The organism is Halopseudomonas sp. Lyrl_26 (assembly GCF_051948695.1).
In the GTDB taxonomy this organism is placed as follows: Bacteria; Pseudomonadota; Gammaproteobacteria; order Pseudomonadales; family Pseudomonadaceae; genus Halopseudomonas; species Halopseudomonas formosensis.
Genome location: NZ_JAYJLH010000006.1, coordinates 25801 through 47324 on the forward strand (window position 1 = coordinate 25801; position 21524 = coordinate 47324).

General features: G+C 62.3%; 19 protein-coding genes. 15 read left to right on the forward strand and 4 right to left on the reverse strand.

What is annotated here, in order from left to right; all coding sequences use genetic code 11:
• Window positions 1-166 precede the first annotated feature (166 nt).
• Window positions 167-1561, forward strand: a complete 1395-nt coding sequence (locus VF673_RS09555; protein WP_440291762.1) for a GntP family permease — start codon at window positions 167-169, stop codon at window positions 1559-1561.
• Between the two features lie 85 nt (window positions 1562-1646).
• The gene (locus VF673_RS09560) at window positions 1647-1916 is read left to right on the forward strand and encodes a GNAT family N-acetyltransferase (protein ID WP_090537086.1); all 270 of its coding nucleotides are present in this window, start codon (window positions 1647-1649) and stop codon (window positions 1914-1916) included.
• Between the two features lie 55 nt (window positions 1917-1971).
• Here the strand turns inward: VF673_RS09560 and VF673_RS09565 are convergent, their stop codons facing one another.
• Complete coding sequence (locus VF673_RS09565) at window positions 1972-3048, reverse strand: 3-deoxy-7-phosphoheptulonate synthase (protein ID WP_090537084.1); 1077 nt, start codon at window positions 3046-3048, stop codon at window positions 1972-1974.
• A 226-nt stretch (window positions 3049-3274) separates the two neighbouring features.
• On the opposite strand from VF673_RS09565, the gene VF673_RS09570 reads away from it, so the two are divergent.
• A complete protein-coding gene (locus tag VF673_RS09570) occupies window positions 3275-4216 on the forward strand; it encodes a putative 2-dehydropantoate 2-reductase (RefSeq protein ID WP_090537082.1) in 942 nt (313 codons plus the stop codon).
• Window positions 4217-4404: 188 nt separating this feature from the next.
• The gene (gene cysB / locus VF673_RS09575; RefSeq protein ID WP_440291763.1) at window positions 4405-5379 is read left to right on the forward strand and encodes an HTH-type transcriptional regulator CysB; all 975 of its coding nucleotides are present in this window, start codon (window positions 4405-4407) and stop codon (window positions 5377-5379) included.
• Between the two features lie 336 nt (window positions 5380-5715).
• Here cysB and VF673_RS09580 read toward each other — a convergent pair whose 3' ends face one another.
• Complete coding sequence (locus tag VF673_RS09580) at window positions 5716-6450, reverse strand: phosphoadenylyl-sulfate reductase (RefSeq protein WP_440291764.1); 735 nt, start codon at window positions 6448-6450, stop codon at window positions 5716-5718.
• Between the two features lie 216 nt (window positions 6451-6666).
• Between VF673_RS09580 and thrH the strand changes: the two genes are divergently transcribed.
• From thrH to VF673_RS09610, 6 genes are all read left to right on the forward strand, one after another.
• Window positions 6667-7284: a bifunctional phosphoserine phosphatase/homoserine phosphotransferase ThrH gene (gene thrH, locus VF673_RS09585; RefSeq protein ID WP_440291765.1), complete on the forward strand. Its 618-nt coding sequence runs from the start codon at window positions 6667-6669 to the stop codon at window positions 7282-7284.
• 192 nt (window positions 7285-7476) lie between these two features.
• On the forward strand, window positions 7477-9003 hold the full coding sequence (tcuA, locus tag VF673_RS09590; RefSeq protein ID WP_440291766.1) for an FAD-dependent tricarballylate dehydrogenase TcuA: 1527 nt from the start codon (window positions 7477-7479) through the stop codon (window positions 9001-9003).
• On the forward strand, window positions 9000-9827 hold the full coding sequence (locus VF673_RS09595; protein ID WP_440291767.1) for an aspartate/glutamate racemase family protein: 828 nt from the start codon (window positions 9000-9002) through the stop codon (window positions 9825-9827). The genes tcuA and VF673_RS09595 overlap by 4 nt, the downstream gene beginning before the upstream one ends.
• A gap of 1 nt (window position 9828) precedes the next feature.
• Window positions 9829-11202: an FAD-dependent oxidoreductase gene (locus VF673_RS09600; RefSeq protein WP_440291768.1), complete on the forward strand. Its 1374-nt coding sequence runs from the start codon at window positions 9829-9831 to the stop codon at window positions 11200-11202.
• 12 nt (window positions 11203-11214) lie between these two features.
• Entirely contained in the window at window positions 11215-11997 is a 783-nt protein-coding gene (locus VF673_RS09605) for an electron transfer flavoprotein subunit beta/FixA family protein (protein WP_440291769.1), read from the forward strand.
• The gene (locus tag VF673_RS09610; RefSeq protein ID WP_440291770.1) at window positions 11994-12953 is read left to right on the forward strand and encodes an electron transfer flavoprotein subunit alpha/FixB family protein; all 960 of its coding nucleotides are present in this window, start codon (window positions 11994-11996) and stop codon (window positions 12951-12953) included. Before VF673_RS09605 ends, VF673_RS09610 begins: the two co-directional genes overlap by 4 nt.
• Before the next feature lie 110 nt (window positions 12954-13063).
• Here the strand turns inward: VF673_RS09610 and VF673_RS09615 are convergent, their stop codons facing one another.
• Window positions 13064-14005, reverse strand: coding sequence for a LysR family transcriptional regulator (locus tag VF673_RS09615; protein WP_440291771.1), 942 nt, complete (start codon window positions 14003-14005; stop codon window positions 13064-13066).
• 99 nt (window positions 14006-14104) lie between these two features.
• Here VF673_RS09615 and VF673_RS09620 point away from each other — a divergent pair, with 99 nt between their 5' ends.
• The 4 genes from VF673_RS09620 (at window position 14105) to VF673_RS09635 (ending at window position 18319) form a co-directional block, all read left to right on the forward strand.
• The gene (locus VF673_RS09620) at window positions 14105-15553 is read left to right on the forward strand and encodes an FAD-dependent oxidoreductase (RefSeq protein WP_440291772.1); all 1449 of its coding nucleotides are present in this window, start codon (window positions 14105-14107) and stop codon (window positions 15551-15553) included.
• Complete coding sequence (locus VF673_RS09625; RefSeq protein ID WP_440291773.1) at window positions 15550-16293, forward strand: SDR family NAD(P)-dependent oxidoreductase; 744 nt, start codon at window positions 15550-15552, stop codon at window positions 16291-16293. The genes VF673_RS09620 and VF673_RS09625 overlap by 4 nt, the downstream gene beginning before the upstream one ends.
• Window positions 16294-16320: 27 nt before the next feature.
• Window positions 16321-16896: a cysteine hydrolase family protein gene (locus VF673_RS09630; RefSeq protein WP_440291774.1), complete on the forward strand. Its 576-nt coding sequence runs from the start codon at window positions 16321-16323 to the stop codon at window positions 16894-16896.
• Window positions 16897-16975: 79 nt separating this feature from the next.
• On the forward strand, window positions 16976-18319 hold the full coding sequence (locus VF673_RS09635; RefSeq protein ID WP_440291775.1) for an MFS transporter: 1344 nt from the start codon (window positions 16976-16978) through the stop codon (window positions 18317-18319).
• A gap of 45 nt (window positions 18320-18364) precedes the next feature.
• Here the strand turns inward: VF673_RS09635 and VF673_RS09640 are convergent, their stop codons facing one another.
• On the reverse strand, window positions 18365-20194 hold the full coding sequence (locus VF673_RS09640) for a sigma 54-interacting transcriptional regulator (RefSeq protein ID WP_440291776.1): 1830 nt from the start codon (window positions 20192-20194) through the stop codon (window positions 18365-18367).
• Window positions 20195-20594: 400 nt separating this feature from the next.
• Between VF673_RS09640 and VF673_RS09645 the strand changes: the two genes are divergently transcribed.
• Window positions 20595-21521: a VOC family protein gene (locus tag VF673_RS09645; protein ID WP_440291777.1), complete on the forward strand. Its 927-nt coding sequence runs from the start codon at window positions 20595-20597 to the stop codon at window positions 21519-21521.
• Window positions 21522-21524: the final 3 nt, after the last annotated feature.

Consider the following 21524-nt stretch of genomic DNA (forward strand, 5'->3'; position numbering starts at 1 on the left):
GCAATTATGGCAGCAAATCTGACAAACGGATCTTGACACCCGTCATCACCAGATTGCTTTTCTGCATATTCAGCACAGTGACCTGTGCATTCACCGGTTTGTTCCCTACAGCAGCTGGGGTAATGTTGACGGCGCGATAACACAAACATAAAAAGGATTGCGTCGTATGCTGGGATACCTTGGCCTGTTCGCTGGTCTGGCGTTGTTGATCTGGTTTGCGCTGCGGGGCGTGAACATCTTTCTGGCTTCGGTCATCTGTGCGCTGGTGGTGGCTATCCCCAATGGGATACTGCTGCCCGCGGCACTGCTGGAGCATTATCCCTTCGGGCCCCTGGGGGCCTACACCTTCGCAGGCAAGTTCTTCCTGCTGTTTCTCTGTGGTGCCATTTTCGGCAAGGCCATGGCCACCAGTCAGGCGGCCAAGAGCATCGCCGTGGCCATTACCCGCGGGCTCGGGGTCAAGCACACGCTGCTGGTCGGGATGGTGGTCTGTGCGTTGCTGACCTACGGTGGAGTCGTGGTGTTCGTGGTGGTGTTCACCATGTATCCGCTGGGTATCACCCTGATGCGCGAGGCCAATCTGCCCAAGCGTATCTGGTGTGCTGCCACCTCCATTGGCGCAGGTACCTTCACCATGACAGCCCTGCCGGGCTCGCCTTCCATCCACAACGTGATCTCCGCCAGCGCCCTGGGCACCGACCTGTTCGCCGGTGGCTGGATAGGGCTGTTTGCCGCTGTGGTCATGGCCGGCCTGGGCATGTGGTATGTGGAGCGCGAGTGGCGTCTGGCCAGAGCCACGGGCGAGGGCTTTGTCGAGAACGAGCAGGACCGGCGCATGGAACAGCTGATCGGTGATCCGAACGAGGCCCCGCCGTGGGGGCTGGCGCTGCTGCCGCTGGCGCTGGTACTGGCGGTAATCATGCTGCCGCGACTGATTCTGGGCCTGGGCGACTGGTCAGGCGCAGAGGGTCTGTTTGCAGATCTCCTGCGCTTCAGTGCAGCGCAGCCGATCATCTGGCCGAGCATCGCGCTGATCGTCGGCTCCATTGCCTGTGTGCTGCTGTTCGGCAATGCCCGCCGCCAGGTGGGCAAGGTGTTCGGTCAGGGTGCCGAGGATTCGGTCATGCCGCTGCTCAATACGGCTGCGGTCATCGGCTTCGGCGGGGTGGTGACCCAGACCGCCGGCTTCGGCGAGTTCGCCCAGTGGATCCTGGGTGTGAATCTGCCGCCGCTGCTGTCGGTGTTCACCTCCATCAGTACCCTGTCGGCGATTGTCGGGTCCTCCTCCGGCGGGCTGCAGATCTTCATGCAGACGCTCGCGCCGAGCTATCTGGAGATGGGCATCCAGCCCGAGATCCTGCACCGTATCGCCGCCATTGCCTCCGGCGGTCTGGACTCGCTGCCACACTGCGGCGCCGTTATCGCCACCTTCATGATCATGGGTCTGAGTCATCGGGAGGCCTACAAGGACATGTTCGTGGTGACAGTGGCGGTGCCCGTGGTGGCCTGTCTGCTCTCCATCGGGTTGCTGATGGCGCTTGGGATGGGTGTCTCCGCCTGATGGGAATGCCGGGGTGGAATCTTTCACCCCCGGCTCCAGTCAATTTGTGTAACATCCCATTTCCATGCACGCGTAGGAGGTCGCCATGAATTCAGAGGTTGCGGTTCAGCACGATATCGAAGGCCGGATTTTCTATATCGATGATGACGCAGGGCGCGCCTATCTGACCTACATGGATCTGGGTAAACAGACAATGGATATCTATCGTACCTTCGTTCCGGAGGCGTTGAGGGGCAGGGGGCTGGCAGCACAGCTGGCCGCCGAGGCTCTGAAGTACGCAGCGGAGCAGGGTTACAAGGTGATCCCTTCCTGCTCCTACATGGAGCGCTACATGTCCCGCCAGCAGGCTGGCTGAGAACTGAAGCCGGATCCCGCGCCGGTCCGGCGTCGGGATCCATCGGGTCTGTCGATCAGGCCCGCTTGCGCTGGGGCAGTACGTCCTTGACCTTGGCATGCATGCTGCGCACGGCCTTGACGGTGGTATCCCAGTCGATGCAGGCGTCGGTGATGGAGACGCCGTACTGCAGCTGCGACAGATCCTTGTTGATCGGCTGACTCCCCCAGCCGATGTGGCTCTCGACCATCAGACCGACGATGGAGTTGTTGCCTTCGGCGATCTGGTTGGCAACGTTGTCCATCACCAGCGGTTGCAGCGCCGGGTCCTTGTTGGAGTTGGCGTGACTGCAGTCGATCATGATGTTGGGCTTGATCCCGGCCTTCTCCAGTTCCTTCTCGCACAGGGCGACGCTGACCGAGTCGTAGTTCGGCTTGCCGTTGCCGCCGCGCAGCACCACGTGGCCGTAGCGGTTGCCACGGGTGGTGACGATGGAGACCTGGCCTTCGGCATTGATGCCCATGAAGCGGTGCGGGCTGGCGGTGGACTGCAGGGCGTTGATGGCGACACCCAGGTTGCCGTCGGTACCGTTCTTGAAGCCGACCGCACAGGACAGGCCGGAGGCCAGTTCACGGTGGGTCTGGGACTCGGTGGTGCGGGCACCAATGGCCGACCAGGAAATCAGATCCTGCAGGTACTGGGGCGAGATGGGGTCCAGTGCCTCGGTGGCGGTGGGCAGACCCATTTCCACCAGATCGCTGAGCAGCTGACGGCCGATGTGCAGGCCATCCTCGATCTTGAAGCTGTCATCCAGATAGGGGTCGTTGATCAGCCCCTTCCAGCCGACGGTGGTACGCGGCTTCTCGAAATATACCCGCATGACCAGATAGAGGCTGTCGCTGACTTCGGCGGCCAGCTCCTTGAGCCGGCGGGCATAGTCCTTGGCGGCTTCCACGTCGTGGATGGAACAGGGGCCGATGACGATGAACAGGCGCTGGTCCTTGCCATCGAGGATGTCGCGGATCACCTGGCGACTCTCGGTAATGGTGGCCTCGGCCGCTTTGCTCATGGGGATTTTGGCCTTGAGTTGGGCCGGCGTAATCATTGCTTCGTTGGAAGCAACGTTCAGATCGTTAATAGGTAAATCAGCCATCTTCCTTCCCAGCGAGTCGGTCAGGCCGGCAAACCGCCAGCCCGTCATCAAATGGCGGACAGCTTAAAGCATGGATGCCTGCCAGGGCTAGCCTGTCAGGGCTATTGATCCGATCAATGTCACATGTTCGACCCCGGGCATTGTCGGCTTGGTGACTGTTGCCGGCGCGGTACAGGGTTTACCATGGGTGGCAATTCATACAGCACATGAAAGAGGGGACTGACGGATGGCGAAGCCACGTATCGGTGTGATCGGCACCGGCGCTATCGGTGGATTTTACGGCGTGATGCTGGCCCGGGCGGGTTATGACGTGCACTTTCTGCTGCGCAGCGAGTACGAAGCGGTCAAGCAGAATGGCATCACCATCGACAGCATGGTGCACGGGGAACTGAACCTCAATCCGGCTCAGGCCTATGACGATGCAGCGCAGATGCCTGCCTGCGACTGGCTGCTGGTGGGTGCCAAGTCGACCAGCAATGCGGCACTGGCACCGCTGATCGCCAAAGCGGCGGCTCCGGGCGCACGGGTCGTGCTGTTGCAGAACGGGCTGGGGAACGAGGACCAGCTGCGCGATGAGCTGCCGGCGGATCTGCATCTGATCGGCGGGCTGTGCTATGTGTGCCTGTACCGCAAGGGTCCGGGCGTGGTGGTGCATCAGGATAACGGCATGATCGACCTGGCCTACCATTCCGGTGGGGCGGATGCCCAGGCCCAGGAGCAGATCATTGCCGAGGGTGCGGCCATGTTCCGCGAGGCGAGCCTGCGTGCCCGGGAGCAGGACAACCTGGACAGCGCCCGGTGGCAGAAGCTGGTGTGGAACGCTCCCTTCAATGGTGCGTCGGTGGTACTTAACGCCGGCACCCATGCACTGCTTGCCAATCCGGCCAGTCGTCAGCTGATTCGTGATCTGATGCAGGAGGTGGTGGACGCGGCTGAGGCCTGTGGCCATCCGATGCCCGAAGCGCTGGCAGACAAGCTGCTCATGGGTACCCAGATGATTCCGGACTATCTGCCGAGCATGCATCAGGACTGGCAACACAAACGCCCCATGGAGCTGGACAACCTCTATGGTGAGGCGTTGCGCCGTGCCGAGCAGGCCGGCCGGCCGATGCCCCGGATCGCGGCCCTGCGGGATATGCTGCAGTTCATTCAGGACGGCTATCAGTAAGCGCAGCCGAACTCCTCCGATGCTCGTTGTCCCGGGCGCCCTGCGCGGCGCCTGGGGTTTTACCAGCACGCCATTGGTCGCTGTCTCTTCACTATCCCTGTTAATGGTCTAAGCTCTGCCTTGCATCTACCATTTCGGTTATAAAGGGTTCATGATGTTGGGCTTGCACGAACAGGGGGTTTGCATCGATGAAATTGCAGCAACTGCGCTATATCTGGGAAGTGGCCCATCATGGCCTGAATGTGTCGGCTACCGCTCAGAGCCTCTATACCTCGCAACCGGGCATCAGCAAGCAGATCCGCCTGCTGGAGGATGAGCTGGGCGTCGAGGTGTTTTCCCGCAGCGGCAAGCATCTGACCCGCATCACACCTGCCGGTGAGCGCATCATCCAGATTGCCGGAGAGATCCTGCGCAAGTGCGAGAACATCAAGCAGGTGGCGCAGGAATTCAGCCACGAGCGCCGCGGCACCCTGACGCTCGCCACCACCCATACCCAGGCGCGCTATGCGCTGCCGCCGGTGATTGCCCGCTTCATCGAAGCCTACCCCGAAGTGTCCCTGCACATGCACCAGGGCACGCCGACCCAGATCAGTGAGATGGCGGTGGACGGCACCGCTGATTTCGCCATTGCCACCGAGGGTATGGAGCTGTTCAACGAGCTGGTGATGATGCCCTGCTACCGCTGGAACCGCTGCGTGATAGTGCCCAAGGGGCACCCGCTGCTGGAAGCCGGCCCCCTGACCCTGGAGCTGCTGGCAGAACAGCCGATAGTCACCTATGTGTTCGGCTTCACCGGCCGTTCGAAGCTGGATGAGGCCTTCAGTCACAAGGGACTGCAACCCAAGGTGGTGTTCACCGCGGCGGATGCCGACGTGCTCAAGACCTACGTGCGACTCGGCCTGGGTGTGGGTATCGTCGCCCGCATGGCGGTGGACCCCAAGCTCGACAGCGATCTGGAGATGATTGATGCCAGCCACCTGTTCGAACCCAGCGTGACGCACCTGGGCTTTCGCAAGGGGACCTTCCTGCGTGGCTTCATGTACGATTTCATCGAGGCCTTCGCACCGCACCTGACTCGCGAGCGGATCGAAGAGGTCCTGCAGTGTGCCATCAGGGCAGAGGTGGAGGCGCTGTTCGAGTCGGTCGACCTGCCGACCTACTGAGCGGCTTATGTGTCCCGCTGTTGATAGAAAAAGCCCCGAGAGCCTGGCTGTCGGGGCTTTTTCGCGTCCGAGTCGATTGGCAGTCTTGTCTCAACCGACTCTGAAGAACCACCCCCCGAACAGTCGTTGCCAGCGACCGTTGCGGTCGGTGATTTCTCGGCAATGTGCCTTGCGAGGCGCGTAGGCGAGGCGATAGACGCGCCAGTTGTACCACTTCATTGATGATCCCTCATTGCATGATCTCGACCCTTTGAGTACAGGATCCTTCCTTTGTCTCAGGGAAATGATTTTTATCTGACGAGATCGGAAGTAGCAATGGGGATCTGTGGCTTAATGCTAGTTTTTTGCTATCAGATTGCCTGCATGCAGCCCGCACTCCTTCTGCGTGGCTTCTTCCCACCACCAGCGGCCCTCCCGTTCATGCTGGTTGGGCAGGACCGGACGGGTGCAGGGCTCGCAGCCAATGCTGACAAAGCCACGTTCGTGCAGCTTGTTATAGGGAATTTCCAGCATGCGGATGTAGTTCCACACGTCCTGGCTGCTGTAGTTGGCCAGCGGGTTGAACTTGATCAGCTGGCGGTCGGCAGTGGAGAAGGCCGAATCGACTTCCACCACAGGCACATTGGCGCGGGTGCCGGGGCTCTGGTCACGGCGCTGGCCGGTGATCCAGGCATCCACGGTGGCGAGCTTGCGGCGCAGCGGGGCGATCTTGCGGATGCCGCAGCACTCGCCGTGACCGTTTTCATAGAAGTCGAACAGGCCCTTCTCCCGGACGTAGGCTTCCAGCACCTGGTGGTCCGGCGAGAGAACCTCGAGCTGAATGCCGTAGTGTTTGCGTACCTCTTCCAGGAACTGGTAGGTTTCCGGGTGCAGACGGCCGGTGTCCAGGGTGAAGACCTTGAGTCCGGGATTGAGCTTCCAGGCCATGTCCAGCACCACGATGTCGTCGGCGCCACTGAAGGACAGCCAGAGATCATCGAAATGCTCGAAGGCCAGCTTTAACACTTCCTGGGGGGATTTGGCGGCATATTCGACCGCAAGGGCATCAACATCGAACAACGGGCTGGACATCAGGCTCTCCTGCATTGCAGCTCTCTTCGGAGCATCGTGTACCGCACATTCTACCCGCTGACACTTAGCACTTGTCCTTCTATTTGGTTATAGTTTTATGCCTCAGTGCTATTGATGATGGGCAGGCCGGCGGCTGGAGATTGCACCACGCCAGCGTAGCCGGTAGATTGTCACGCCATCCAATCAGCCATCCCATAATTGCTTCAGGAGTATTCTGTGGAAATCGCCTGCCTTGACCTCGAAGGTGTTCTGGTCCCCGAAATCTGGATTGCCTTCGCCGAGAAAACCGGTATCGCCGAGCTGCGCGCGACCACCCGGGATATTCCCGACTACGATGTGCTGATGAAGCAGCGCCTGCGTATTCTGGACGAGCATGGCCTGAAGTTGGGTGACATCCAGGAAGTGATCGGCACCCTGAAGCCGCTGGACGGCGCCGTGGAGTTCATCAACTGGCTGCGCGAGCGTTTCCAGGTGGTGATCCTGTCTGACACCTTCTACGAGTTCTCCCAGCCGCTGATGCGCCAGCTGGGCTTCCCCACACTGCTGTGCCACAAGCTGATCACTGACGAGAATGACCGTGTGGTGGACTATCAGCTGCGCCAGAAGGACCCCAAGCGTCAGTCGGTCATCGCCTTCAAAAGCCTCTACTATCGCGTGATCGCCGCCGGTGACTCCTACAACGACACCACCATGCTGTCCGAAGCCCATGCCGGTATCCTGTTCCATGCACCGGACAACGTCATTGCCGAATTCCCGCAGTTCCCTGCAGTGCACACCTTCGAGGATCTGAAAAAGGAATTCATCAAGGCGTCGAACCGACCCCTGAGTCTGTAAGAAGCTCTTCCCCCTCTCCCCAGCCCTCTCCCGCGAGGGGAGAGGGGGGATCCGCGCGTGCAGCACCTCCGATTTTACAGCTAACCTGAAAACCCCCTTCGATCCCGAAGACTCCTACCGGCCGCAGCCTCCTCTGATAATGCACCCATGTTCATGGCCGACTTCCACGTCGTCGGCGATACAGGGGGCTGTATGCATTCATTCGATGTAATCGTTCTGGGTGGCGGCAACGCCGGGCTCTGTGCTGCGCTGTCCGCGCGGGAGAGTGGTGCCCGGGTGGCGCTGCTCGAGCGTGCGCCGGAGCAGCAGAAGGGTGGCAACTCGGCCCATACCGGGGGCGCCTTCCGGGTCGCCTACCAGGGTAACGATGATCTGCGGCTGCTGATGCCCGATCTGCTCGACAGCGAACTGGAGAACAGCGACTTCGGCAGTTACACCGAGGACGACTTCTTCGGTGAGCTGGCGACCATGAGCCAGTACCGCGCTGACCCGGACGTGCTGGATACGGTGGTCACCCGGAGCCTGGATACCCTGCGCTGGATGACCACCAAGGGCGTGCGCTTCATGCCGATCTATGGCCGCCAGGCGTTCAAGGTCGACGGCAGGTACAAGTTCTGGGGTGGGTTGACCGTCGAGGTATCCGGGGGCGGGCGGGGGCTGGTCGAAGCCCTTAGCAGTCGGGCGCAACGGGAAGAAGTGGAGATCTTCTATGGTGTGCGTGCCAAGCGATTGAACCGCTGTGGTGATGGTCGCTGGCAGGTGCTCACCGCCGGCGGCGAGTTCTTTGCCGCACCCACGGTGATCATCGCCACCGGCGGCTTTCACGCCAACCTGCGCTGGCGCGCCCAGTACCTGGGGCCGGGCTGGGACCTGGCCAAGGTGCGGGGCTCGCGTTTCAACACCGGCGACGGTATCCAGATGGCGCTGGATATCGGTGCCGCAGCCCACGGTAACTGGTCGGGCTGCCATGCGGTGTTCTACGACCTGAATGCTCCGGCGATGGGCGATATCGACCTGCTCAACATGCAGAAGAACTATTTCCACCTTGGCGTGGTGGTCAACGCCGATGGCCAGCGCTTTGTCGATGAGGGTGAGGATTTTCGCAATTACACCTATTCCGGCATGGGCGAGAAGGTCCTGCGCCAGCCGGGTGGTGTGACCTGGCAGATCTTCGATCAGCACAGCGAACAGCTGCTGCCCGATGAATACCGGGTGCGTCAGGCTACCCGCATTCAGGCGGACAGCCTCGAGGAGCTGGCCGGCAAACTCGAAGGCATCAACGCCAGAGCGCTGTTGCAGACGCTGGACGAGTACAACGCGGCGGTTCGCACCGATATTGCCTTCAACCCGGCGGAGCGCGATGGGCGCTGCACCGAGGGCCTGGCGATCCCCAAATCCAACTGGGCCAACCCGCTGACCAAACCACCCTTTGTCGCCTACGCGGTGACCTGTGGCATCACCTTCACCTTCGGTGGGTTGCAGGTCGACAGCCAGGCGCAGGTGCTGGATGAACAGCAGCAGCCGATTGATGGCCTGTACGCCGCCGGCGAACTGGTCGGCAACCTCTATTACGTCAAATACGCCGGCGGTGCCGGGCTGACCTCGGGCTCGGTGCTGGGGCGTCTTGCCGGGGCGGGGGCGGCGGCGCGCAGTGCGGCCTGGCAGCAGAGCGGTGCACCTGGCTGCGCTGATAAACAACTTCACGAGGATCAAGCATGAGCATTCGTATCTGGCACCAGAGCTTTACCGTACTGACCGACCTTGGCGCCTATGATGCTGCCCTGCGCGCCCATTTCAGAAAGGTGGCGCGCCCGGATACGGTCATCGACATGCACGGCATGCAGCCGGGCACCTACCGCAGCAACTATCCCGGCAACGACATCAAGTACGCCGCGCTGCAATACCTGCATGGTCTGCAGTTCATGGCCAACGGCATCAATGCCGAGGCCCAGGGCTACGATGCCTATGCCATCAGCACCCTGCCGGAGCCTGCGCTGCGGGAGATCCGCAGTCTGCTGCGTATCCCGGTGGTGGGCTATGGCGAGTCGGCAATGCTTACGGCATGCATGCTGGGGCGCAGGTTCGGCGTGCTGGTCTTCATTGACGAACTGGCCGAACTGGTCACCGACAACGCCATACGCCACGGGCTGGGTGAGCGGCTGACCAGTGTGCGTCACGTCGGCTTCCATTTTACCGATGTGTTGGAAGCCTTCGAGGACCCGAGTCGACTGATCGAGCAGTTCCAGGCATCTGCCCGCGCGCTGATTGCCGACGGCGCCGAGGTGATCATTCCAGGGGAAGCGCCGCTCAACGTGCTGCTGGCCACCCATGGGGTCAATCAGGTGGACGGGGTGCCGGTACTCGATTCGCTGGGTGCCTGGATCAAGCAAGCCGAGGGCATGGTCGATCTGCAGCGCGCAAACGGCACCACCAGCTGCGATCGCAACTATTTCTCCGCCCGCCCGGAGCCGCAGCGGGTACGCGAGATCTTCGATTTCTATGGGTTGGGCGAGCGGCTGCTCGTACCCGCGGAGGGACTCTGACATGAGCAACTTTCTGAACACCCAGCTGTTGGTGGTCGGCGGCGGGCTGGCCGGATTTGCCGCAGCCCTGAGCGCCGCCGAGGCGGGCCTGCAGGTGGTGCTGCTGGAGAAGACCGCCGCCACCGGAGGCTCGTCGGCCATGAGCGGCGGTTGCCTGGCCTTTGCCGGTACGGATCTGCAACGCGAGCACGGCATCGAGGATTCCGCCGAGCTGCTGTTCCGCGATCTGGTCGAGGTGGGCAAGGGTGAATGTGACGAGGACCTGGTGCGGGCCTATACCAACAACCAACTGGCCTCCTACGAATGGCTGAAACAGCATGGCGTACGCTTCCAGCCGGTCATCGAAACCGCCTCGGGGCAGTCCGTGCCCCGAGTGCATAACGTGGACCCGGCGGACATGGTGCGGCAGCTGCAACAGGCTGCCCTGAATACCGGCCGGGTCGAGCTGCTGCACCAGACCCGCGCCCGACGCCTGCTGCGGGACATGGGCGGACGGGTGATCGGCGTAACCGCAGAACAGGCAGGCCGTACCCTGGAGATCCATGCCGAGCGCGGCGTGATACTCGCCTGTGGCGGCTTCGTGCATGACCGGGAAATGATCCATCGCTTCGCCCCCCTGTATGACGAGGCGGTATTCATCGGCGGTGAGGGTAACGAAGGCGATGGTCTGCGCATGGCCTGGGCGCTGGGCGCCGATGTGCGCGATATGGTGCATATCAAGGGCACCTTCGGTAAGCATCCGATGGATGAGAACAACCACCACGCCTGTCTGGCGGTCTACAAGGGCGCGATTGCGGTCAACCAGGACGCGCGGCGCTATGTTGATGAGTCGCTGTCCTACAAGCTGCTGGGCGATGCCTGCATGCAGCAACCCTATGCGGTGACCTACCAGATTCTCGATCAGGACATCATGCTCAGCGGTGATAACCGGGTACGCATCCTGGATTTCGAGCGGCGGCTGGAAGAGGGGCTGTTTGTCGAGGCGGACAGCCTGGAGCAACTGGCGCGGTTGCTGGAGTTGCCGGAGCAGGTATTTATCGATGAGGTCAACGCCTATAACGCAGCGGTCACGGCGGGGGAGACACCGGCGTTCGGGCGTCAGCATCTGGTGCATCAGTTCGGTGAGCTGCGTCCCATTGTTCGCCCCCCTTTCTATGCCTACCCGTCCACAGCGGCGGTGTTCGGCACTTACTGCGGGGTGCGAGTCGATCCGCAGATGCGGGTTCAGGACGTGTTCGGTGAGCCGATCGAAGGGCTGCTGGCGGCGGGGGAAATGGTCGGTGGCCTGCACGGCGCGGCTTACATGACAGGCTCGGCGCTGGGCAAGGCGGCCATCTTCGGTCGGCTGGCAGCGGCGACGGTGGCCCAAGGCTGACAGGAGGCGGAGATGAATATTCTGGTACTGCTGGCCGGGGTGGCGGACAGCCGCTATCCGCTGCATGAGGTCGGTCTGGAGAACGGGCTGATCAGCGAAGCAGGGCAATCCCGTCGCATTCTCAGCCCCTTTGACGAGGGTGCGCTGGAGCTGGCGCTGAAGCTGCGCGATCAACGACCCGAGTGCCGCATCGAGGTGTTGGTACTGGGCGGCAGTAATCAGGACAACCTGCTGCGCAGCGTCGCGGCTTACAAGCCCGATCAGCTGCGCTGCCTGCAGCTGCAGCCCAGTTGCCCGTGGGATGCGGCGCTGAGCAGCGAGCAGATAGCCGATCTGCTCGCGCGGGAGCATCTGACGCCGGAGCTGGTGCTGATCGGTCGCGAATTCGGTGATCTGGACGAAGGCGGTCTGCCGGTCATGCTGGCGGCGCGGTTGGGCCTGCCGCTGTTTGCGCTGGCGCAGTTCGCCGAATGGCAGGACGGCCAGCTGAGCCTGCTGCGCGAGCGCGGCACCCGCCAGCAATGGCATCGCCCGCAGGGGCCGCTGGTGGCAACGGTGACCAATGATCGTCGCAACAAGCTGCGCCATCCGCTGATGAAGAACGTGATGATGGCGAAGAAGATGAGTTTCGACTGCGTCCAGGCACCCGCGCAACGGCCGGAGACGGTCCAGCCGGTGGCGCTGTTGCCGGCGCGCGAGGTGCAGCGGGGCGGGCACTGTCACATGCTTGAGGGTGATGTACAGGCTCAGGCCACAGCCCTGCTGGCCTATCTGCGCAAGGAGCGTGAGGCATGAGTGAACACAGGATAATCGCGGTGATTCCGCTGGCGTGGGGGCAGGATGCACTCCTGGCCACCCTGGGTGCGGCGCAGCGGGTCAGCGCCGAGGCGGGCTGTGAGCATGAGGTGATATTGCTGGGTGACAGCGCCGAATCCGACCTTGTGCCCGGCGCAGGCTTTTCCTCTGCTACGCGGGTGCAGCTGCTGGTGCATGGCCAGCTTGCCGACGGGGAGAACCCGCTGGCGCTGGCCAGCGCGGCCGCCCAGGCGCTGGCCGGGCAGGGCGCTCAGTCAGTGTTGCTGGTGCCGCCGGGTGCCGAGGGGGAGGAACTGGCTGCCCAGCTGGCGGCGCAGCTGGACGCCACCCTGCTGGGACGCTGCACGCAACTGAGCTGGGAAGACGATGGCTGGGTGGCGGAACGTTCGGTCTGGGGCGGGCGGCGGACGCTGAGTCTGCGGCTGAATGCGGCCCTCGGCGTGGCCTGTCTGCGGCTGGGCAAGGCCGACTCCGGCGGCGGCCAGCTGGCGCCCGAGGTGGTGGAGCTTGGTGGCAGCTTGCCCTTGCCGCTGGAGCTGGAGCAGACCCGCAGCGAACAGCGCCTGGCTCCGGTACAGGGCGCCGGGCTGGTGGTCTCCGGCGGGCGCGGACTCAATGAACAGGGTTTTGCGCTGCTGGAGGAGATCGCCGCCCGACTCGATGCCGCGCTGGCAGGCAGCCTGCCTGCGGTGGATGCGGGTATGGTGCCGGTAGCCCGGCAGGTGGGGATTTCCGGGCATTTTGTCAGTGCCGACATCTACCTGGCGGTGGGCATTTCCGGTACCCCGCAGCACCTGGCGGGTATCAGTAACGAGACCTGCATTCTCGCGGTCAACAAGGATCCGGCGGCGGATATCTTTAAGGTTGCCAATGTGGGAGTGGTGGCGGAGTGGGAGCAGCTGCTGCCGGCGCTGCTGGAGCAGCTGCCAGGCTGATGCTGATGGGATGTCGGGTTGTCGTGCACCCGCGCGACGACTGACGCTTACCTGATAGTACTTTGATGCCGGATAGTTGGCGTGGCGCGGGGGCGCCACACCCCCGGTCGCTATTTGCGGCCGTGCTCCAGATTCACCTGCACCCCTGCAGGCACCCGCCGTTGCGCGTCCAGGCAACTCGCCATGTAGTCGATAAAGGCCCGGGTGCGGGGAGCAACGAAACGCGACTTGGGTGTGACACTGAAGAAGGTTCGGCCGTAGGTGCTCCATTCGGGCAGTATTTCAACCAGTAACCCTTTCGATATCAGAGGGTTAACAAACACATCCAGCACATAAATGTAACCCCGATCCGCCAGCGCTGCATCAATCAGTGCATCGGTACTGTTGAAGTGCACGGGGCCCTCGGGCTGCAGCTCGTAGTGCTCGCCGTCGCGGCTGAAGGACCAGACCGCCGGGTTGTAGCTGGCCTTGCGAAACAGTCCCAGACAGCGGGCTGCACGCAGCTCGCCAGGGTGCTGTGGTGTACCGGCCCGTTGCAGAAAGCTGGGAGTGGCGCAGGCCACATAGTGGGCCTGGTACAGCGGGCGGGCGACCAGGTCGGCATCGTTCACCGAGTCGATACGGATGGCCACATCCGTGCCGCTTTCAATCAGTCCCTCGGGATGGTCAGTCAGACGCAGGGCAATCTGCAACTCCGGATACTGGTCGGCAAAGTTCGCCAGCAGTGGGGCAATGACTTCCTTGCCGAAGGCCGCCGGGGACTCGATGCGCAGCTGGCCGCTGATGTTGCCGGTCTCTTCCATCACTTCGGCTTCGGCCTGGGCCACATGGCGCAGCAGATCGACACAGTGATGGAAGAAACGCTCACCGGGATCGGTAAGGCGCAGGGTGCGCGTGTTGCGGCTGAGCAGGGTGACGCCCAGGTAGGTTTCCAGGTTGCGTACGCTGGCAGTGACGGTGGCGTTGGCAATGTCCAGGGATTCCGCTGCGCGGCTGAAACTGCCGCATTCCACCACTCTGGTGAACACCTGCATGGCCCAGAGTTTGTCCATTCTGCTCTTCATGTTTTTCTAAAACCCCATTAGCCCAGCCAGCCTCGAACCCATTCGAGCGGGTTTCTATAGTAGCAATCACTTGAGGGAGGCACAAAAATGACTGAACTGAACTTTGATCTCATTGTGGTTGGCTGCGGCGCGGCGGGACTGTCTACGGCGGTGACGGCAGCGGAGCGGGGTCTGAAGGTGGCGGTGCTGGAACGCTCGCTGCGCGAGGAGCGCGGTGGCCAGACCCGCTGGACGGAAGCCTACCTGCGGATGCAGAGCCATGATGAGGTGACCGACGATTTTGACCTCTTCCTCGCCGAGAATGCGGGCTTCTATCAGGACCCGGACTTTGTCGCCGAGACGCTGGGCGAGCGCTCGGCATGGTCGACCCAGGCGCGCAACCAGCCATTCATCGATGCCAGCCTGATCGGCACCTTTACCGAAAACGTGCCCGGTACCATCAACTGGCTGAAGGAGCAGGGCGTACGTTTCGATTTTCTGCCGACCCAGTTTCTTACCAGCACCCAGCCGCGTCTGCTGCCGGTGGGTGGCGGTGAGGCCATTGTCGAGTGTCTGGCCGCCCGGGCCGAGGCGTTGGGCGTGACCTTCTTCTATCAGACGACTGCGCGCAGGTTGATCAGCAGTGAACTGAACCGGGTTGATGGCGTGGAGGCCTGGTCGGTTGAGCAGGGGGCGCTGCAATTCAAGGGCTCGGTGATGCTGGCCTCCGGCGGTTTTCAGGGCAACCTGGAAATGCTCACCCGCTATATCGGCCCCAAGGCCGCCTTTATCCGCCCGGTGTGCAAGGGTGGTTACTTCAACCGGGGTGAGGGCATCCAGATGGCGTTGGATATGGGCGCCGCGCCAGCGGGGGAGTACGGCAATTTCCACGCCGAGCCGGTGGACCCGCGCTCGGGGATTTCCGAGCCGTCGATCTTCATCTTCCCCTACGGTGTGCTGCTGAACAAGGAAGGCAAACGCTTCACTGATGAGGCGCCGGGCACAGTTGATGCCTGGTATGAGCGGGTGACCCGGAAGATCGTGGCGCAGACCGAGGGCATTGCCTGGGTCATTCTGGATCAGAAGGTCAAGGATATTCCCAATTACACCCTGGGCATCCGTACCGACCAGCCAGCCATCGAAGCGGCGACGCTGGGAGAGCTGGCGCGCAAGCTGGAGCTGCCGGTGGAGCAGGTCGAACGCAGCATTGCCGAGTACAACGCGGCCTGTCGGCCGGGTAACTGGAAACCGCTGGAACTTGACGGCGTGGCGACCGAAGGTCTGCATCCGCCGAAGAGCAACTGGGCGCTGCCGCTGGATGACGGCCCCTATTTCGCCTACCCGATCATTTCCGCCAACGTGTTCACCTTCGGTGGTCTGAAGATCGATGAACAGGCCCGGGTAATCAATATCGATGGCGCGCCGATCGAGAATCTGTATGCCGCCGGAGAGGCCGCTGCCCTGTATTTCGACAACTACTGTGGCGGTACCTCGGTGCTGCGCGGGCTGGTGTATGGCCGGCGTGCCGGGCAGACCGTGGCGCAGGTGCTGGCATGACGGACGACAGGGGGCTGGCGCTGGTAACCGGTGCCTGTGGAGCCATCGGCATGGCTACCTGCCAGCGGTTGCTGGACGAAGGCTACCGGGTGCTGGCCACGGATATGCAGCCCGGCTCATCGCTGCCTGCTGCGGTGTCCTTTCGGCGTCTGGATGTGACCGACGAGCAGGCGGTGGCCAACCTGGTCAATGAGGCCGAACAACGCTACGGACGCCTCACCGCCCTGGTCAACGTGGCGGGTGTGGTCTCCCAGGGGCGCGCCCTCGATCTGTCGACCGCCGAGCTCGAGCGGGTCTGGCGCATCAATGTACTGGGCACCGTGATTGTCTGCCAGCAGGTAGGACGGCGGATGGCGGCCCGCGGGCGCGGTGCCATCGTCAATATCGGTTCGGTGGTCGGCAAGAATTCCGGCAATGCCCGGCCCTGGCTGGATCCGACCGAGCCGGAACGGGCCGGTAACGTGGCCTACGGCATGTCCAAATCGGCGATTCACACCCTGACCGGCTTTCTCGCCAAGGAGCTGGCGCCCCAGGGGGTGCGGGTCAATGCGGTTGCACCGGGGCCGATTGCCACCCGGATGACGGACAGCTTTCCGCCCAGTCTGCAGGCGCTGGTGCCCGCCGGGCGGATGGGCACACCCGAGGAGGTGGCCCACGCCATTCATTTTCTGCTCGATGAACGCTCCGGCTTCATCAGCGGTGAGATTCTCGATGTCAACGGCGCACTCTGGTGCGACTGAGTTCTAACAACCATAAGGACGATTGAAATGAAGAGTATTTACCTGGTTCTGGATATGCAGAACGATCTGGTTCACGCCGACGGAGCCAGCGGCCAGGCGCCGATGCAGGCTGATATCCAGCGCCGTGAGGTGATTCAGCGCACCGCAAGCGCCATTGCCCGGGCGCGTGCCAAGGGTATTCAGGTGGGCTTCGTGCGTGTGGCTTTCTCGGATGATCACCGTGAAGCCAACCCCAACTCCCAAGTCTTCGGTCCTATTGCCAAGAACGGCATCTTGAAGATGAACGCCTGGGGCGGTCAGGTGCATGAGGATCTGGCGCCGCAGCCGGAGGACTGGGACATCGTCAAGCATCGGGTTTCGCCGTTCTATCAGACCAGGCTGGAACTGCTGCTCAAGCGCGAAGGCATCGAGCGCATCTACTGCAGCGGCGTGAGCACCCAGGCGGTGGTTCAGGCGACCGTCCGCGATGCCCATGACCGTGACTTCGATGTGGTGGTACTGGAGGATTGCTGCGCCGGCCCCAACGAACAGGAACATGCCAACTCGTTGGCCAGTATCGCCCGCTTCTGCTCCATGGCCACTTCCGAGTCGGCCTTTGTGTAACTCACAACCTGTCATTGGGTGGTGAATTGCGGCCCGGTCTTGCATATTGAGACCGGGTTTTTTGTTTGCGGAGGTGAAGGTGAGCGCACGGGCATCGCGCATGAGTATTGCCGCACTGGGTATCGGCAGTTTTGCGGTGGTGATGTCGGCGACCACCATCAATGTAGCGATTGCGCCGATGATGGAGGAGTTCGGTATCAGCCATCGGCTGGCACAATCCTTCTCGTCGGTGTTTCTCGGGCTGACCGTGGTCTGCGCACCGCTGGCCGCATGGCTGGCCGACCGCTTCGGTGCCTGGCGGGTGTTCTCCCGGCTGTTGCTGGTGTATCTGCTGGTATCGGTTGCGGCCGGGTTGTCCGACAGCTTCGCCGCCATGCTGGGGGTGCGCGGTCTGCAGGGGTTGTGTGCCGGCATCATGCAGCCGCTGTCGCTGTTCCTGGTACTGGAAACCTCCGACCCGGCCCGTCAGGGGCGGACCCTGTCGATGTTCAGTCTCGGTGTGGTCATGGCCCCGGCGCTGGGGCCGACGCTGGCCGGTTTTGTTGTCGAGTACAGCGACTGGCGTTACACCTTCTGGCTGGGTGTGCCGCCGGCTCTGCTGGCGCTGGGTCTGATTGTCTGGTGTCGACCGGGCGACAGCGCTGGCGGCCCGGCCAACGGGCGGCTGGATTTTGCCGGGCTGGGTTTTCTGGCGGTGCTGGTGGGCATGGTGTTCGTCTGGCCGGTGGTGCTTGAGGAGTCGGTCTGGCTGGCCTGCGGGCTGGCGCTGACCTGGTGTGCTCTGCTGCGGTGTTTCTGGCTACGCCTGCGCCGCCATGAGCAGCCGTTGATCGACCCGCAGCTGCTGTCGCACCCGGCGTTTGCCAGGGGGCTGCTGGTGACCCTGGTCTACGGCATCGGCATGTACGGCTCGATCTTTCTCATCCCACTCCTGCTGCAGCATGGCCTGAACCACTCGGCGGTGATTACCGGCAACCTGCTGTTGCTCGGTGGTCTGGCACTGGCGGCGAGCATTGCCCTGTCCGGGCGGCTGGTGGACAGGTTTTCCTCGCAGCTGGTGGTGCTGATCGGCCTGGGCTGCTTTGCCCTGTCCAACCTGCTGCTGGCCTGGCCGGGCGGGCTGTGGAGCGTCGGGTTGGGTATCATCATCAGCCGCTTCGCCCTGGGCATGATCATTCCGGGGCTGTATACCAGCATGGCCAGAGCGGTGCCGGAACCCATGCTGCGCCGTGGAACCGCCGTCACCACCATGACCCGGCAGGCGGGCGGGGCGCTGGGTATCACGCTGATCGGTGCCTTGCTGGCGGCGTTGAGCCAGAGCGCTGCGGCCGATGTGTCGTACCGGATCCTGTTTGTCCTGCTGGCGTTGATGTTCCTGGCGGTGCTGCCTGCGGCCCGGAGCATGGGGCGCAGCAGCCGCTGAATCCCCGCCCGGGCTGGCGAGCATCTGCGCGCCGACAGCCGCCGCTCAGTTGTCGCCCGACCCCTTGCTCGCCATCTTCTTCAGGCGATAATCCATCTGCGCCCGGGTCAGGCCGAGCAGGGCGGCGGCGCGGGTGATGTTCTGCTGGGCCAAGTGCATGGCGGCACGGACGAAGGCATCCTCCACCTCGTTCAGCGACACCGGCCGTTGCTGCAACAGGCGTGCTGCGGTCTGATCCAGCGAGGGGCCGACGGCAGCAGAATCGTTGCAGCCCTCCGGGCTGGTGGTGGCCTCCGGCAGACGAATACCGATGCCCGGTGCCTGATCCCAGCTGACAGTTCCCGATTGGCGCTCGCCCTGGTTGGCCTCCAGACCGGCCAGGTGGCGCAGGTCGATGGTGTCACCGTCGTCGGCCAGGATCACCGCACGTTCGATGACGTTCTCGAATTCGCGGATATTGCCCGGCCAGGAGTAATCGAGGATTGCCTGCAGGGCGCGCGGAGTGATGCCTACCAGTTGCCGCCCATGTTGCTGGCACAGGTGGTTGACGAAACGATCCAGCAGCAAGGGCAGATCGTCCCTGCGTTCGCGCAGCGGCGCTATGGTCACCGGGAAGACATTCAGGCGGTAGAACAGGTCGCTGCGAAAGCGCCCCTCCTTGACCGCCTCGGCCAGATTCTCGTTGGTCGCGGCAATCACCCGCACATCGATCTTCAGCGTCTTGGTGCTGCCCAGCCGCTCCAGCTCACCGCTCTGCAGTACGCGCAGCAGCTTGCCCTGGGCGGTCATGCTCAGGGTGCCGATCTCGTCGAGGAAGATGGTGCCGCCATCGGCAATCTCGAAACGCCCGGGGCGGGCCTCGGTAGCGCCCGAATAGGCGCCGCGCTGTACCCCGAACAGTTCGGACTCGATCAGCGTATCGGGGATGGCGGCACAGTTGATCTCGACGAAGGGTGCGTGGGCCCGGCGGCTGTTGGCATGAACCTCATGGGCGAACATGGTCTTGCCGACGCCGCTTTCGCCGAGCAGCAACACAGTAGCATTGGTCGAGGCCACACGCAGAATCTTGTGCAGTACCGCGTGGTAGGCGGCAGAGCTGCCTACCGGCCGGTCCAGCTCAACGTGGGGCTGCTGTTCGAATTCCAGACCGAAAGGCGCCTTGCCCTGCTGCATGCCGGCAAACTCGCTGCGAGCGGCAGGTTTGCGGTCCGAGCTGGCGCTGCGCGGCTGGAAGTACTGCAGATCGTCGTCGGCATCTTCCCAGTCCTCCACGGGCCGGGCCACGGCCCGGCATACCGCGTCGCCCCGGGCAACGCACTCGGCCTCGCGTACCAGAATGCGCTTGCCCATCAACCGGGTAAGGAAGGCCGAACTGTTGCCGGTCGCCATCCAGCACACCGGGTCGTGACTTTGCCCGTGGGTCGCCAGGTGCAGGTCGCTCTCCAGCGAGTGTTTCCAGATGAATTCGCCATACAGGTAGCCTTTGTGCGGATCGACTTCGATACGCACCGGCTCGATCTCGAGCATGCCGCACAGTGAGTGAATCTGGGCACCGGCGGCGAGGATGTCCAGTTGCGAGCCGCTCTGCCGGGTCTTGATCGCCAGCTCGGCGCTGCGGGTGCCGCTCAGATAGCCGATGCGGGTCAGCAGCCCCCGGGTCTTTTCAACGCCCAGGGTTTCCAGCAGTTCCTGACGCAGTGCGCCGAAGGCTTCAGCGTGCAGCAGCAGCATGCGCTTGTCGCCGAGCCAGATCATGCCCTGCTCGGGATTGAAATACAGATGCTCGGCAAGATCCTGCATGTCAGGAAAACGCAGGTCGGTAATCACATCCTTGAGCGAATGGGGCCCGCTCTTGCCATGAGTAGTAGGAGACATCTTGATCACCATTATTGTTGTTGGCCGGGCAGGGATGTCGTTCTGCCACGCGAGGGAAATAGTACCAGAACCAGAGCTGCCTGATGGCGCCGCACGGCGGCATGTTTTCCTGAATGCATTATTCAATGTAATTGAATTAAATAGTGAATTTTCATATTAAAAAATCTCAGGCTTCTGAAAACTCATGAAATTGATTATGAGTGGGCTTGCAGTCTTACGGCAGAATTAATTTAGGTGTGTCGGCTAACAAATTGAAATATAAGGAGTTAAAAGCATACAAGTCGAACGATGAGAAATATGGCACAGCCGTTGCTATCTCTCTTGTACAACGGGACACAGGCCTGAGTCACATCTCAGTCCTGGTGTTGGACAAGAAAACAAGAATAACGGAGATAGCACTGTGGCTGAGATTTCTGCTTTGGGCTACGTCGGTTTCGGCGTCAGCAACCTTGATAAATGGGAAGTATTCGCCACCGATATTCTCGGTATGCAGGTGGGCCGGCGCGACGCTACCAGCATGACCCTGCGCATGGACGAATACCAGCAGCGCTTCTTCCTTGAACAAAACCCGGTAGACGACATCATTGCCGCCGGTTGGGAATTCACCAGCGAGCAGGAGCTGGAGGAGTACGTCGCCGAGCTGCGCGGCAAGGACGTGCAACTGCAGCCCCTGACCGCGGAGCAGTGTGCACTGCGGCATATCGAGAAGGGCTACCGCTGTGCTGATCCCAATGGTTTCGATCACGAGTTCTTCTTCGGGCATGGGGTTGCCTTGCTGCGCGACCAGTTCCGTTCCAGCGTGCTCAAGGGCGGCTTTGTCACCGGTAATCTTGGCGTCGGCCATATCCTCCCCTTCGCCAATCGAGGAAATGGTCCGGAGACAGTGGACTTTTACAAGAACGTACTGAAATTCCGTGTCAGCGATTACATCCGCCAGGAAGTACAGCCGGGCATGATGGTCGAAGCAACCTTTTTCCACACCCGCACCGGTCGTCACCATTCCATCGCCACTGCGGAAGCGCCCACCGCCAAGGTGCTCAACCACTTCATGGTGCAGGTCGAGGAAATGGATGATGTTGGGCTGGCCTATGACCGCGCCGTCAAGGCCGGGATCCCGATCGTGCTCGAGCTGGGGCATCACCCGAACGACAAGATGTTCTCCTTCTACGCCCAGACCCCCTCCGGTTTCAACTTCGAAATGGGTTGGGGCGGCATCGTCATCGATGAAGACGACTGGGAGGTGCGCACCTATCACCAGATGAGCGACTGGGGCCACAAGCGCAACCTGGTTCCGCCCCCGGAAACCGAAGAACATCCGCTGTCCTGAGCC